Source organism: Sphingobacterium sp. GVS05A (assembly GCF_019969845.1).
Taxonomy (GTDB): Bacteria; Bacteroidota; Bacteroidia; order Sphingobacteriales; family Sphingobacteriaceae; genus Sphingobacterium.
In genome coordinates this window covers 20882-36191 of sequence record NZ_JAHXYR010000008.1, presented here as the reverse complement: position 1 = coordinate 36191, position 15310 = coordinate 20882, and the positions used below count along the sequence as shown (strand labels likewise).

Annotated in this window: 14 protein-coding genes; 6 read left to right on the top strand and 8 right to left on the bottom strand. The window is 39.9% G+C overall.

Annotated elements, in window-relative coordinates; translation table 11 throughout:
* Positions 1-50 precede the first annotated feature (50 nt).
* On the top strand, positions 51-515 hold the full coding sequence (locus LC454_RS19040; protein ID WP_223584010.1) for a response regulator: 465 nt from the start codon (positions 51-53) through the stop codon (positions 513-515).
* Between the two features lie 26 nt (positions 516-541).
* Here LC454_RS19040 and LC454_RS19035 read toward each other — a convergent pair whose 3' ends face one another.
* The 4 genes from LC454_RS19035 to LC454_RS19020 all read right to left on the bottom strand — a co-directional run bounded on the left by LC454_RS19035 (position 542) and on the right by LC454_RS19020 (position 5442).
* Positions 542-1627 carry a hybrid sensor histidine kinase/response regulator gene (locus LC454_RS19035; protein ID WP_223584009.1) on the bottom strand — a complete coding sequence of 362 codons (1086 nt, stop codon included), beginning with the start codon at positions 1625-1627 and terminating at the stop codon, positions 542-544.
* Between the two features lie 80 nt (positions 1628-1707).
* A complete protein-coding gene (locus LC454_RS19030) occupies positions 1708-3858 on the bottom strand; it encodes a 7TM diverse intracellular signaling domain-containing protein (protein ID WP_223584008.1) in 2151 nt (716 codons plus the stop codon).
* Positions 3859-3868: 10 nt separating this feature from the next.
* Entirely contained in the window at positions 3869-4633 is a 765-nt protein-coding gene (locus LC454_RS19025; protein ID WP_223584007.1) for a methyltransferase domain-containing protein, read from the bottom strand.
* Positions 4633-5442: a hypothetical protein gene (locus LC454_RS19020; protein ID WP_223584006.1), complete on the bottom strand. Its 810-nt coding sequence runs from the start codon at positions 5440-5442 to the stop codon at positions 4633-4635. The genes LC454_RS19025 and LC454_RS19020 overlap by 1 nt, the downstream gene beginning before the upstream one ends.
* Before the next feature lie 438 nt (positions 5443-5880).
* On the opposite strand from LC454_RS19020, the gene LC454_RS19015 reads away from it, so the two are divergent.
* The 5 genes from LC454_RS19015 to LC454_RS18995 all read left to right on the top strand — a co-directional run bounded on the left by LC454_RS19015 (position 5881) and on the right by LC454_RS18995 (position 10193).
* Complete coding sequence (locus tag LC454_RS19015) at positions 5881-6924, top strand: LytTR family DNA-binding domain-containing protein (protein WP_223584005.1); 1044 nt, start codon at positions 5881-5883, stop codon at positions 6922-6924.
* Between the two features lie 110 nt (positions 6925-7034).
* Positions 7035-7817 carry a CPBP family intramembrane glutamic endopeptidase gene (locus LC454_RS19010; protein ID WP_223584004.1) on the top strand — a complete coding sequence of 261 codons (783 nt, stop codon included), beginning with the start codon at positions 7035-7037 and terminating at the stop codon, positions 7815-7817.
* A gap of 153 nt (positions 7818-7970) precedes the next feature.
* Positions 7971-9101 carry an SH3 domain-containing protein gene (locus LC454_RS19005; RefSeq protein WP_223584003.1) on the top strand — a complete coding sequence of 377 codons (1131 nt, stop codon included), beginning with the start codon at positions 7971-7973 and terminating at the stop codon, positions 9099-9101.
* A gap of 140 nt (positions 9102-9241) precedes the next feature.
* Positions 9242-9718 carry a hypothetical protein gene (locus tag LC454_RS19000; RefSeq protein ID WP_223584002.1) on the top strand — a complete coding sequence of 159 codons (477 nt, stop codon included), beginning with the start codon at positions 9242-9244 and terminating at the stop codon, positions 9716-9718.
* Between the two features lie 10 nt (positions 9719-9728).
* Entirely contained in the window at positions 9729-10193 is a 465-nt protein-coding gene (locus LC454_RS18995; protein WP_223584001.1) for a hypothetical protein, read from the top strand.
* 118 nt (positions 10194-10311) lie between these two features.
* On the opposite strand, the gene LC454_RS18990 is transcribed toward LC454_RS18995, so the two are convergent.
* From LC454_RS18990 to LC454_RS18975, 4 genes are all read right to left on the bottom strand, one after another.
* A complete protein-coding gene (locus tag LC454_RS18990; protein ID WP_223584000.1) occupies positions 10312-11061 on the bottom strand; it encodes a LytR/AlgR family response regulator transcription factor in 750 nt (249 codons plus the stop codon).
* 193 nt (positions 11062-11254) lie between these two features.
* Positions 11255-12322, bottom strand: coding sequence for a sensor histidine kinase (locus LC454_RS26555; RefSeq protein WP_223583999.1), 1068 nt, complete (start codon positions 12320-12322; stop codon positions 11255-11257).
* Between the two features lie 7 nt (positions 12323-12329).
* Complete coding sequence (locus tag LC454_RS18980) at positions 12330-12944, bottom strand: hypothetical protein (RefSeq protein WP_223583998.1); 615 nt, start codon at positions 12942-12944, stop codon at positions 12330-12332.
* Positions 12945-13088: 144 nt separating this feature from the next.
* Positions 13089-15236 (bottom strand): carboxypeptidase-like regulatory domain-containing protein, encoded by a 2148-nt coding sequence (locus LC454_RS18975; protein ID WP_223583997.1) that lies wholly within the window; start codon positions 15234-15236, stop codon positions 13089-13091.
* Positions 15237-15310: the final 74 nt, after the last annotated feature.

The window sequence follows — 15310 nt, the reverse complement described above, 5'->3', positions numbered from 1 at the left end:
CTTAATTCAGAAGATTTATTCCGTAAATTTGTGCCGGAGGCAACAAGCTTATGAAAAATAAGAAGATTTCGATATTGTATGTTGACGATGAGGAGAATAATCTATTTTCCTTTAAAGCGACATTCCGGTTTAAATATGAGGTGTTTACGGCTATAAGTGGCGCCGAAGCAATAGAACTTGTCAAAAACAACCCTATTGATATCATTATCACTGACCAGCGAATGCCTGAAATGACAGGCGTGGAGTTTTTGGAAGAAATCATAAAAATTGATGCAGCTCCAATGCGCATCCTTTTAACAGGGTATGCTGATATGGCAGCAGTGGTCGAGGCCGTCAATAAAGGAAAGATCTTTCATTACCTCAATAAACCCTGGAGTGAAAAAGAGCTCGATCAAACAATTCAACGTGCTTATGAAGTGTATACTGAACGGCAAAAAATAATTGAAACGAATGCGCAGCTGGAAGCCTCTAATGATCAATTGGAATTTATGCTACGTCAGAAGTTGCTATCCTAAAAGCTGATTTTTTAGGATAGCAGATCTTATTTGCTCGGTATCCTAACCGTAAATGTTGTGCCCATATTTGGTGGCGATTGCACATCGATTGACCCCTGAAGCTTAAGTAGGGCGTTCTGTACATTATATAAGCCAAATCCCATGCCTTTGGCCTGATCACTACCTCTAAAGAATAACTTGAAAATATCACCGATATGTTCGGGAGAAATTCCAATACCATTATCACTCACGACAATAGTAGCATGTTTGTCAGATACATCAACAGATAATTTGACAAATGGATTCGTCTGCTCTTTTTGCTGATATTTAAAAGCATTGGATAGCAGGTTGTGCAAGATTAATTCCAGTATGGCTTTATCACAATGAAATGGCTCTTTCTGCTCCACATGGATATCAAATGTTACATCCTTATTTTGTGTGTACATTTTATAGAATTGTCTAACATTGCCAAAAAGCTCATCAAAATCAATCTTAGATAACATAAGTTCTCCTCTTCGCAGGAGGTAATAGTCCCGTAGACTATCGATGTAGGCGTCCAGGCTGACCAATGAACTATCCATCAAGGTAAGCAATTCGTGGATGCGGTCTATATTGTTAAATTCTAATCCTAGTTTTACCGCAGAGAGTACACCAGTTAAGGGATCTCGTAAATCATGACTCACGCTATAGGCAAACTTATCGAGCTCATCGTATGCTTTCTGCAATTCTTGGTTCTTTGTCTCCAATAGTGAATTTGCGACATAAAATTTATTCGCCTCTTCGATCGCAGAGATAATTTCTTCACCCATCCAGGGTTTGCGAACGAACCGAAATATATGCCCTTTATTGATCGCATCTATAACCGTATCCATGTCTGCATAGGCGGTCAATAGAATACGGATTGGCTTAGGATAGTCTTTTTTGATGCGGTGGAGAAAATCTATTCCCAATTCCCCTGGCATACGCTGATCACAAAAGATCACACGGATATCCGGGTTGGAAAGAAGTATTTTTTCGGCTTCGGTGGTATTTGATGCGGTATGAATGACATAGTCGTATCTAAAATTTGCTTTAAAACCAACCAAGTTATTTGCTTCATCATCAATATATAATATTTCAATCTCCGTCTGCATAATTTTTATAATCTGGTTTATCTTCCAAAAATGAACGAAATTAATGATAATTTATCGAATTCATTGGGTTTACTTTGGCATCAATTTGTTTGTTGCACGGGAATGTGTAATGTAAAAGCTGTTCCCTCTCCTATTTCTGATTCTACAATAATCTTACCATGATGTTTTGCAATGGTATTATAGGCAATAGACATGCCTAGTCCTGTTCCTTCACCTACATCTTTCGTCGTGAAAAAGGGTTCAAAAATTCGGTCTCGAATGTTTTCAGGGATGCCGATACCGTTGTCTGCTATTTTAACAAAAATAGCAGATTGATCAGCTGTAAGCCCAGTTTCAATACTTAGTTTCCCACCAGTGTTACCACCGAATTTTTTGCCTATGGCATACACCGCGTTAGTGATAATATTAAGAAATACCTGATTCAATTTTCCGGCATGACATTCGATCTTTGGTAGATTTCCAAGATGTTTTTCTACTTCGATCGAATTGTTTATTAAGCTGTTAAGTATTATCATGGTGGACGTTAGACCTTCATTGATATCCGCAAATTTTAAGGTGTCTTCGTCGACACGAGAAAAGATACGTAAACTTTTTACAATTTCTGCTGTTCGATGAGCTCCTTCGTCCATTCCTTTCAATAGATAATCGACTTCGGTCTTCAGGTACCCAATATCCAAATCATCTTTAAATTTTTTGATCTGTGACTGTTTTTCACTATCGGAAAGGCCCGTAGTAAATGCAATACGCTCGACTTCGTCCAGTGTTTCCCAGATCATCTTGATGTCGCGCTTTAGTGGGGCGACATTTGAAGTGACAAAGTTGATAGGGTTATTGATTTCATGGGCTACTCCTGCAGTCAATTGCCCTAAAGAAGCCATTTTTTCGGCTTCGACAAGCTGTGACTGAGCTTCTTTCAGATGTGCCAATGTTGTTTGCAGCGATGCATTGGATTCTTTTAGTTCATGTGTCCGTTCATCTACCTTTTGTTCTAACATCGTATTCTGCTCACGGATAAGTTGCTCATTTTCCAGAGAGATAGCCAATTCTCGTTTTTGAGACTCTTCTTTTTCCTGTTTAAGTATATTGATACTGTATGCCAGACCAAATGAAAGTAAAGCCATTTCGATAACTGAGGCAATTTGTACTGAATTGCTCGTAAAGTTGTTGTAGTCTAATATCCCATAGTCTTTTAATAAAAATACTACAGATCCCAATAATAAGACTGTCCAGCCATAGACAAAGTATTTCGCCGGGCTATACCCGCTGATCATGATGCGGTAGGATAGATAAAGGACAAATAATGAGCCTATACCAGTGGTCACTTGCATAACAAAAAATGCGGGCTGTGTCAGATTGAACAATGCGAGGATGGTACCAAGGGCAAATAATACGATAAAGATTGTGATTATCCGTTTTGATCGAGGAGCATTCTTCTCTAATTGGAGAAATGAACCTGCGAAAAGAAGGGCGCTAAGTCCAGACAAACAGCCGAAAATAATCGGACCTTTGGTGGCAAAATAAGGCCAGTTCGGCCATAAATATTGAAAACTATAGCCTTTGATACCCATTTGGGTGATTCCGGCACACACAACATATAGGACATAATAGAGGTAGCCCTTGTCCCGAACAGAAAAAAACAGAAAAAGATTGTATATCGCCATAATGAATACGATACCAATATAAATACCACTGAGGAGGCTGTCGCTATTCATCTGCGCCATGAATTTACGTTCGCTACTTAAGTAGATCGGTAATATAATCTGCTCGATACTTTTAATGCGGAGAAAAAAGGTCTTTTCCGAGTGACAGTGCAGATGAATGTCAAATACATAATTGGGAACTTTATATTTTCTAATCGAAAAATTCTGATGTTCTCCCAGTTTAATGGATTGATATGTGCCATTTTCATTAGGACTATATAATTCAATCTCATCCAGCAATGGATAGGCAATTTCCAGAAGAAGATCTAAATCTTGTTTGGTATTATTTTTAACAGGTAAGCGCAACCAAATGGCATTGGGCGATGTCCCTAGGTTAGGCACTTCACTGTTCAGCGGTTGAAAGGCCGATGATGATGAAACTGTTGAAAAATCTGTGGTTTCGGGGCCTGTATAGCGCTCGAGCATATGACCAATTAGCAACCGTTGCCCAGATTGATCGATAGTAAGCTGGCCGCGTGATGGCAGGTATGCGAGAATAAAAATACAGATCAGGAAAAACCAGCACTTCATCTTTAGGATACTATTTTTTTGCTTGAGCGATTACTAAATTCATAGAGACTAAAAAGCAGCCTGATTCATCCAATTGGTCCAGTGTTTGTTGAAAATTGTCGTATTCGACTTGATTTAATTTGCCCTTTTCAAACATTTCCAACAGTATTTTGTCCAGAAATAAATAACGGTTGGCTTCTTCCCTAGAGCGTGTTACCATATTGAATGTTTGCAGTTGAACCTGTTGAAATCCATTTGCAAGGAGATCAGCTGTCAGCTTGTTGCCTGCCCAACCGTTATTGACTTTATCTTCTGTCAAGTAATGACATATTTTAGCCTCTATATCCACATGTTGCGTATAAAAAGTCAGGCTATTCCAAATTGTCTCCACAATGACCAATGGTTGATTTTTGCGCAATACGCGATAAACCTCCTGAAACATGTTTTGTGGAGCGATCAGATGCTGAACAAGACGTTCCATCCGTACGCCTGAAACGCTCTCATTCTCGAAACCGAGTTGATATACCTCACCCTGTACAAAATTGACGTTACTGACGCCCTTGCTGCCTGACTTGGCATGATCGATCAACACAGCATCATGGTCAACGCCAATGACTTGTACATTGCCCCCTAACACATTTGCAAGGTTAACAGCGTCCATTCCTGTACCGCAGCCAAGATCGGCAACACGCCCTTCTTTGATTATGTTGAAAGGGCTATAAGAATGTATTTTTAGTTGCTTGAGAAAGTCTCCGGTGTCTTGTAAATAACTGGCACCATAGTGTTTAGTATCCATTACAAAATATTTAGATTACGATGATCTACTTTGAGATCTGCCGATGTGTGTTGCAAATTTTTTATGACTTCGTCAAGATCCCAACGATCTAGATTAGGAATATCTATTTGATAGTGAATTTCAATCTCTTTATTTCGCAAGGTTTCTATCCGGACAATATTGGAATTGTTTCGGAGCGAAAATATCGCTTCCTTGTTTTCTTGATCGGCTTCGGTTAGCGTATCCAGATTTCTCATGATCATAACAGTTGCCAATAAATCCAATTTGGGATAGTAGAAAGTACCATTGTTACCAACGCTGGTATCTATCCGATAGCCGACACTCTCAGCTAGTTTTACCGTATATGGAGCGCATAGTGCAAACAGTGATTTGATCCCGATCTGTGTACTGATTGCCGCTCCCGCCCTTGTGAGGAAGATACTGCCGATGCCATAACCTGCGATCTCACGGGAGTTCCATAGACCACAACCTTCTCCGGTACCATGAAGAGCGTATTCGTATACTAAATCGTAGATACGTGCATCCATAGCACCTGTAGCCTGTTCTATCGGTAGAGGCTCGCTCCCTCCAGCAGCATGTATCCGAACTCCTCCATACACCTTCTCACCGTCAAGTGATTCTACAATAAGGACGAATGATGCCGGATTATACATCCAGTCATTTTTGGATGAAGTAACTTTCTTGACACCTATTGCTGTCAAGACATGGGCATGCCCTTCTATAAAACGTTCGCAGGTTTTGGGATCGTCGATAGCACGAAATGCTCTTAGTCTAACTACCGGACGTCCCTCGTTGAATAATAATGCCACCGAAATGCTCTAATTTATCGTTGAAACACAAAACTAATCAATAAAAAGCAAAGCTGTTTATAGGTTTATCAAATAAACAGCTTTATGATCTGCCTTTTACAAAAAGAGTATCTTTCAAAGAAGATATATGCGAAAAGAGGCTTAAAAAAGCTCTATGGTCGCTATAATAATGTTTTTGTAAACATTGTTATAGATATTTCTGTCTTTGACCGTTGAGTAAGGAATTTTTGGAAGGGCTACTAGCTACCTTAGCTCTTGAAGTGGATTACTATCAACAAGGAGTACATCTTCCATGGCAGATCTTCGATGGAATTGGGTTTTTCGGGATATGGGCTTCGTAAAACGGTGCGCTGTAATTGTTATAATTAGCTTGAAAGTCTCTGCGCGAATGAAAAGTACAATATGAAATGATGAAATTTTAGTAAATTGTCGATGATTATGATCAATTTAATCTCATGGTTAAGGCAGGGGCAACAGGTCATTCCGGGGATATTTTCACTCCAGCGGTCGCTGCGTTATGCTTTTTTGCTGGGAGTATCCTGTTACCTTTTTTTAATTATTTTTCAGCCTTTTGGTACTTACAATTTCGAAGATACTAGCAAATACCTACTATTGGCCGGTTATGGGGTTATTTTCGCTTTTTCTTATCTATTGGCTTCTTTTGTATTACCTGAGAGGAAGGAATGGACCATGCGAAAGGAGTTAGTACGCATGCTATTGGTATGTCTATCAGCTTCAATATTGAATTTTCTGTACAATAGTTTGGTTGTTAGTCAAGTGCCCATGCAATGGATTAACTTGCTATATATGGGACTTTATACCCTATCACTCTATGTGCCCATTGGACTGATCTATTTTTTAGCAATTATACATACAAATCGGACGAAACCTACCATGCCAATCTTGAACGCTGCGCCTCAGAGACTGGCCTCTCTGGTACCGACGGACTTATCTGAACCGCTTATACCGAACTCCGTCTCTCAACCCGCTGTTTCTCTAGATCCTGTTTTGCCGATACGAGCGAACTTACTTGAACAGCGCATCTCGAATCCCATCTCTCAGAATTCAGATTCTCCGATTCGGATGGGTGTAACAGGGCAGCATGTTGTTGCTTCTGATGACAACGCTATTGTTTCTGATAACAATGCTATTGTTTGTGTTGCCAATGGAAGCCAGTTTTTATATTTTGGTCGACAGGATTTTATATTTGCCAAATCCATGGATAATTATTGCATAGTCTATTTCTACGAAGGTAATAGGGTAAAAAAGGAGATCGTGCGTATTACGCTAGGGAAGCTAGCCGAGCTACTGACAGGTGCAAATATCTACCGTTGTCACAGATCATATCTGGTTAACTTCGATAAGATCCTGAGCAAAGAGGGCAATGCGCAGGGATTTCTCTTGCGTTTCGAGGATATGGAGGAGTATGCTTTCGTGTCCCGTTCGATGCTCCATTCGGTAAAACCCTACTTATTGAATTAATCTGCTTAATAAACTCTAATCTGCTGTTTGCCATTCGTCCCTAATCTTTGCTATCCGCCACTTATTTTTGTCTATTGTTGAACCGAAATTTAGTTTTGTCCCAAAAAGTTATGAATCGTACAAATTTCAATTTATTTGTTTTGTTTTTGTTTTTCGGAATCTATTTTGTTTTGGATCAATTATTCTTTGCAACAGTTCAGACCAAAATGACCAGCCTCCTTCACAACAGAACCTTGGGTCATATGTCAACCTATGTACTTAGCTTACCCCCTCTGCTCATAGGGGCGTTTTTACTTCGCCCAAAAGATCAGGACACCATGATTTCTAAATTTGGTTTAAATGGATCATTCATATTGGGGCTATCTATCGGCGGGTTGGCAACACTCCCGATGTTTATCGGGTATGCTTTTAAGTTTTCTTTAATCAAACAGCCCGATTTCAATTCTTTAATGATTAATACCCTCTCTGCGGGATTGTTTGAAGAGCTTATCTTTAGGGCTTACTTTTTTGGTCTAGTTTATCGGTACACTCGCTTGGGTTTTATTCCTGCTATTCTTTCAACTTCGTTCGTATTTGCCTTATTGCATCTATATCAAAGTCGGGAACCGATGGAATTGGCGCTCATTTTTACGACAACATTTTTAGGATCGGTATTGTTTGCCTGGTTGTATACCGAATGGAAGTTTAATCTCTGGGTTCCCATTGCTTTACATATCTTGATGAATCTGGCTTGGATGCTATTTGATGTTGATGATAACGCCGCAGGGAACTGGTATGCGAATATTTTCCGCTTTTTGACGATCGCGATCGTTATCACATTGACAGTAATTAAAGCAAAAAGAATGCATGGCGGTCTTCAGGTGAATCGTAAGACGCTTTGGCGAAAAAGCTAAAATTATTGTGGATGAAAAAGACAATAATTGCCATGGTCGCTACTCAAATAGCGATGAACCAATGCTGTTGGATTTTTGATATTTATACCGGCAGGTAAGAACCCCTGAATACCAGTATTTTTTTTCGGCACAGGAATCGCTATCTTCACCTTTATGAAAAGACTGCTATTTTTACCCCTGTGTATGCTAGTCGGCGGGACTATTTCCATGGGAATATCAGGCTGCGGTGACGGTTCAAAGAAGACAGATACCCAAAAGGGAGATTCTACTCAAATGGATTCGGTCGCGGTCAAGAATACTGCTGTAACGGAGAAATTTCCTCCATTGCCGATCAACTATGATCAGACAAAGGTCTTAAAAAACCTCTATGTGATCGACCGTGCTGGTGTAGTGTTGCGTCAAGGTGCGGATGAAAATGCTCCGGCACTTGGAAAGTATCCTTTTGGTACAAAACTGGATGTAATCGCTGAGGAAGGAGAGTGGATTGCTGTGATGGATCGTGTTCAACGGGATTATAAAGGGGCTAACGGCGAAGCTAATGATGTAACACGATGGGAAAAGGTATATGTGGCAAAATCTAAATTGGGTAAACAGGATAAAATTACAATATCACCCAAGGATTTAAATATCATTGTCTCACAGACGGTGAACGGAAAAGAAAGCTATTACGAAAAAGGTCATCCTTTGGATAAATATCTTCTTGTGGAATTGATCGATGAACAAACGTTTTTAGCGGCCCGAAATACGGCCAAAAATTATATGATCAAGGATACGCTGTCCTATACTAAAAATGGAAAGATTCTGGAATTACCGCTAGAAAATGGGAAAAAGCTGACTTTTACAGATAAAGATATTGACAATGAGTTGGAATCTATGTATTCGTACATGGGGCATTACGATTTTCTGAATGCCTTTGCCGTTGCGGGAAACTATTGGGAAAGTGCTGATGTACGCCTTTTTGACAGAAAGGACGGTCATCTTATCGTGGAATGTGGTGATTATCCCTTCTTTTCTGCTGACAAAAAATATTTGATGGCTTTCCATGCTGATCCCTATGAATCGACAGGTGACCTGCAACTCTTCCACGTGAAACAAGGGAAAATAATACCGATGATTTCGGTAAGCTTTAAAGAATGGATGCCGACCTGGAAAGAGGAACTGCTATTTTGGGGTAAAGATGGACATATATATACCGCGGCAAACCATATAAATGGGTATTGGGGGGAAGAAGGATCCTTGAGTGAAAGGTCTCAATTTATTAGAATCAAACTGCTTGAGGATTAAAATTGTCCTAAACGGGAGTTTTGTTAATTTAATTTGCGGATACCGAGCCGTATAGGTACTATTTTCTGTTTTAAGTAAAACTATTCTTGAGTGCGCCTGTTGTATTCCATAAAATAGATTATAGTTTGTAATTTAGCTGGATGAAACTAAAAGCACTGTCGTTAATTGCCGCACTATGTTGTTCATTTTCGCTTGTAAAGGCTCAGAGGAAACCTTTACAGGAACATAATAGATGGATCTGGGGACCTTCTGTGGGGTATCAATATCAGAGCGGAAATTTTCTGAAAGTTTCAGGTTGGGGCTTATTTGCACCAAACGACTTCCAGTATATGAAAATAGATGCTGGTGCCAATTTTAGCTGGATGGAAAACAAAACGACGGTAATTCCGGAAGTAGGGTTTACATATTACCTGAATGACTTTGTCCTGTTCCCATTTGTCAAAGCTGAATTGACACCCTATACCATTACTCCTAAAGTTGGAGCGAGTTTGTTTTCAATTGTCGATTTGGGTATAGGCTATGGATTCGATTACAATACAAAGAAAAATTTCAAGCCAATAGATGGTTTTACCGTATCTGTAGGTGTGAATATACCATTGAATTTTCATATCTATTAAATGGCGAGTCATGCAAAATAGAAATATACTTTGGTTAGGTTGTATGGTTATTTTGCTCGCTTTTGGAAAAAAGGCAGCAGCACAAGACCATTTGATTGGTCCGACACTGAGTTACCAGTTCCAAAAAGGGAGTATCATCAAAACTGGAGCTTATTTTGCATTTCCATTTATAGGTGATAACATCCTGCGGGCAGATGCCACCGCTAACTTTACCTGGACGCAAAAGAAATTTGCGGTTATTCCAGAAGCGGCGCTAACATATTATCCGCAAAGCTATGTACTGACCCCATTTGTGCGCGCAGAAGTGACGCCTTATACCTTCACCCCTAAAGTCGGAGCTAGTCTGGCGACACTTTTGGATATTGATTTTGGATATGGTTTTTCCATCAAAGACAAAAAAGATTATCGGCCAATGAAGGGATTTGCCGTGTCACTTAGATTCAGTATTCCACTGAACTATAGACTCAATATGTAACCCTTCCACTATATTCTTCTTTTCCTTGCAGTTAAGTGCTCGTTCGACGACTTGAGCCTGGATCCTTGTCTGTGATTTAATAGCTTTACGAAAGGTAAATCGGGCGTTCAATCCGAAGTTATTTGTCTAGCCAATTTTTGAAAGCAACGACTTTCTCCCTCGAAACGATCAGTTCGTCAGATTCGTAATGCTTGAGGTATATTTTTAATCTCGCATTAGAGTGCACGGCGATGCTTTTGATGGCATCAAATTGCACGATAGCACTTCGGTTGATCCGAAAGAAATCTTTGGGCGATAATTGTGGGGTTAAGGCATCCAGTGTTTGGTCGAACAGATAATTCCCATTTTCATTGGTATATAAATAGGTGCCTTTGTTTTCGCTGTAAATGCACTCGATCTGTCTGGTGGTCACAACCTTGAGGCTCTGGCCGATCTTGATGGTAAAACGTTCCTTAAATGTTTGGGTGGTATTTTTAAATAATGCCTCAAAGGTAGCTAGATCAAATGGAGAGACTGGGCGCCTAAACTGCAGAAACTTTTCAATCGCGTTTTCCAGTTCTTCATCTTCAATTGGCTTTAACAGGTAGTCGATGCTGTTTTGTTTAAATGCCCGTAACATATATTCATCATACGCTGTCGTGAAAATAATGGCCGAACTAGGTTTTATCTGCTCGAGGATCTCAAATGATATGCCATCAGCAAGTTGAATGTCCATAAAAAGTAGATCAGGTTCGTTATTTGACCTAAACCATTCAATCGATTCTTCTACGGTCTGTAGTGTGGCTGACACCGTATAACCGAGCCGCTCCAATTTTCTTCGGAGCAGTCTCGCAGAAGGAAGTTCGTCTTCTATAATTAATATTTTCATTGCATATTTTTGTTCTCATTGATCGTCTGATCCTTGAGTGGTTTATTTATTTCGCATTCAGGTCATACCTGCCTGCTTATGACATTTAATTGCTACTGGTATTTTCTTTGGTTTTAATTAATGGCCTCTTGAACCGGATTGATCCTTGTCGTCAGATGCTACTGGCATTGACTTGTTTTAAATGAGCTGGTTTTCATGCTACTGTTTCGGCAATAATCGGCAGTCCTACAGAAAACAAATCAGCGCTTTCCTGAATGTAAACAGGTTGATCGGACAATAATGCATAACGCTCCTGGATATTTTTCAAACCGATGCCAGAGTTGCTGTTGAGCACTTTCTTTTTCTGTAGATTATTCTCAACATATAAATAATCGTTTTTACGATAAATCTTTAACATCAGTGGGCTCTTTAACGAAATAACATTGTGCTTGACTACATTTTCGATGAGCAATTGAAGAGAAAGCGGTAAAATAAAACCACTGATCTCGTCTTCAGAAATATGTAGATCAATCTGGATACCTGCTTCAAACCGTAGGCCCAGAAGATTCAAATAGGCTTTTGAGAACCTGAGTTCTTCCTGTAAGCTGACAAGACTCTTGTCCTTGTGTTCCAGTACATAGCGGTATATCTTTGACAGGTCAGTTGTAAACAGGCTAGCCTTTTTGGGATCCTCTTCAATCAACCCGTTCAGCACATTTAAGCTGTTGAATAGAAAGTGTGGATCCAATTGGTTTTTTAAAGATTCGAATTGGGCTGTTATCTGTTGTTTTTCCTGCTCCGATTCTTTAATCTGATAGTCTTTGAATCTTTTATAGAAATAGAAGCCAAAAAATAGCATTGAAATAAACCAGGAGATAATCGTAAGTTGAAAGTAGTAAGCAACACGCTGCTGATTAATAAAATGATTGAAGCGCTGGAGGAAGTCTTTGGAACCGGTCGGGATAAACAGGCCGGAAAAAAATGCATTGACAATAAAAACAACTAGTATGGTCAAGACGAAACTGATACTATAAAAAGTAATCATTTTTTTTCCAAACTCTTTACTGCTTGGGTATTTATCCGAGACCCATTTTGATAAATAGCCATGCCCGAGGAAAAGAAAAAATCCATACAATAAACCTCTGACCATATTAGGGTGCAAGATGATCGATAACAAAGGGACATCTTTATGATCGAGTTTGGCTACAACTACAAAATAGATGGAGACAACCACACTTGCTAATATGGCCTGAATAATGGCTTTAAATGGAAATCTCTTCACAGCAATATTATTTGCACTCTTTCAGTATTTGTTCTGCCCGGTCTTTGCCCCAAGAAGGAGAAAAGGGAACAGTCACTTTTTCTTCATTGAATAAAGATAGTGCTTTCTTGACATCCTCACATTCTTTACTGCTGTCCTGATTGAAATATTTTTTTGCGTTCATCTGGAATTCAGCCAGTCCCAACGCCGCGCGTGGATTACTAGGTGTGATTGCCAATGCTTTTTTATACAAACCAATGATGATTGGTGATAGCTCCTTGGCTTTTGTCATGGGATCGGTTACCATTAATGCGGTTTTATTCATTGCTCGCAACACAAGCCATTCCGAGTTATTGTCCTGGGTACTGTTATTCAGGATGTCTTCTGCAGATTCTATGTATTTTGCTTGTGTTTCTTTGTTCTTTTCCCTGAAGGCGGCTGTCGTCAGGATCATTGCCTGATAATAGGTTGGAATCCAATTGTCTTTTTCGGCTTGGCCAATTCGTTCCAGGAGTGCAGATGCTTTCTGTATCTCTCCGGACTGCCATAAACCCATGGCTTGCCCCATACTTTTTTCGTAGTTGCTTTGTGCAAATGTGCTGCTGCTTATGAAACAGATAATGGCGATAATAATTGATTTCATGATCTTTCGTTTAGTGGTTAACATTTTTGATTCTTCGATAGCTGGTTCATATTTTGTTGAACTCCAGTGAAATTGCGGATAGCAACTGACAAATGGGAATAATTTTGGATGAACCGGCATATTTTGATGATGAGTTGTTGATTGTTATAGATTATCCAGTTGATTGTCTTTTTCATTTTTACTTATCGTCCAGAAATAACCCAAAAAGACAAAGCGTTTAGCTGTAGGCACAATAGCTCTACGATCATAAATACCCTGTGTATTTGGTCGGTCTGCATATTGATATCCATAGATCGGTGAAGCTCCGAGCACATTGCTGACAGAGAAATGGATAATTTTTTGTTGACTGTAGAGGAATGACCAACTCATAGATAGATTATTATATCCTTTGGTGCGGCCATTCATAAAGTTGGTTTGGTTAGGATCGTTGTAATTTCTTCCTGAGACAATCGAATTTGTCAAACTGAGCTGTGAACGGAGGCTTGCAAACCAGTATTTTCCAACAATAAAAAGGCTATGCTTATAAACATAAGAGGGAGTAACTGTATGGGGATAGTTCGCTTCATCTCTTTTGCTATCCGTGTAGGAGTATGAAATCCAGTATTGTAGATTCTTTACGCTACTGGTGTTTTTGTAAAATACATCAAAGCCTTTGACCTTGCCGTTGCCATTGTTGTCATATTGACTGTCGTACCTTGCTGTTTGGCTGTTATATTTTATCAGGTTGTCGTATGTCTTATGGTAAACTTCCAGACGCAACAGGTGTCCACCTTTCTCGTAAAAGTAATTTGCGATATAATGTCTGGCGGCTAGCCAATCCAGCTGAGGATCATATTTTAAAAATGGGCTTGGAGCTTGTTGATGAAACGTTCCATAGGCCAGCGAGAGCTGAGTATACTTGTTCAAAGCGTAGCCCAAGGATGCCCTTGGCTCTATTGTTTTTTTGCTTTGTAAATTGGACGTAGTCCCCCGCAGTCCGACCTTTCCAATAAGGCTAGGTAATAGGGCAAAAGTGGTTTCGGTAAACAGTGAAGTCATTTTGCTATGGTATCCATAGCTGTAGGCAAGTTCTTGACGATGGTATTCTTCCTTGTAATTGTTGTCAAAATATTCTATTCCCCAAATGCTTTTTATACTGTTTTTCCAGGTTTTTCTTAGCGTCCCTTTTAGATGGAGGCTCTTTTCGTCGTTGGGCAGGTAAATATCACTGTAATGGAGCTTGTCTGTCAGATAGCCTATTCCAACGCCTGAATGGAATGCCCAGCGATTTCCTAGGTCTTGACTATAGGTGATGTTGGCGTAGCTATTGTTGGACTTCTTTTTCAATGGGATAGGCTCTTCGTAATTGATGTCGGATTGGTAAAGCCCCATATTCTCAAAATTGTACGCCCCATAAATATTTAGAAAACCTTTTTTAAACTGATGGCGATAGATCAGTTCTCCGGAAGCGTTTTCATAGGGCTTGGTCCATCTGATATCGGGGGTAATGATTTTTGAATAGGGCTCTAAGTTTGTATAGCTGCTGTTGAATGTCAGGGAGTTTTTACCCCATTGTAATGTATGTCCTAGACCTAATCCTACCGAGGATAAAGAAATTTCTGTTTTGGGCTGTTCAATAGTGTTTTCTGTACTAAGGGCCAAAATGCTGGATAAGGCATTGGCAAATTCTGCGGAATAACCGCCTGTGGAAAAATTCACTCCTTTAAAAAGCATTGGTGAGAATCGACCTCTGACAGGAATTTCATTTGGGGTTGCGGTATAGGGTTGTGCTACTCGTATTCCATTGATGTAAGTCTGTGTTTCGAAGGCATCTCCGCCGTGGACCATGAGGCGGCCGTTTTCTCCCGCAACTTGTGCACCCGGTAATGTTGCCAAAGCACTGATGATGTTGCCCATACTTCCCGCCGTCGTGACGATATCCAAGGGGCTCATCACCGTGTTTTTGCCTGAGCTGTTGGCTTGGAGGACCCCTGCCTGAATACTGACCTCTTGCAATCGATTCTCACTACCCTGCAATTGAATGATCAAAAGTTCCTTATATGGTAATTCAATAGTTTTGCTATACAGTGGACGGTCTACAACGGACGCTTTGATTGTCTTGGCACCCCGCTCATTGGTTTCAAAAGTAAAATTTCCGAGCGAGTCTGTTGTGCTCCCATCGTAGGTACCCTCAATATAAACATTGGCTAAATAGATGGGTTTACCATTTTTCTCTACTACCCTGCCTTTGAGAATAGATTGAGCGAAAATGGTGGTGGTACTTAAAAATAATAAGGTTAATAACAGCTTCATTTTTTTTATCCAAAAATGGAACAGAGCAATTGCTTCCACGAAAAAGAGTGGATGAAATGTCAAAATATGATGAT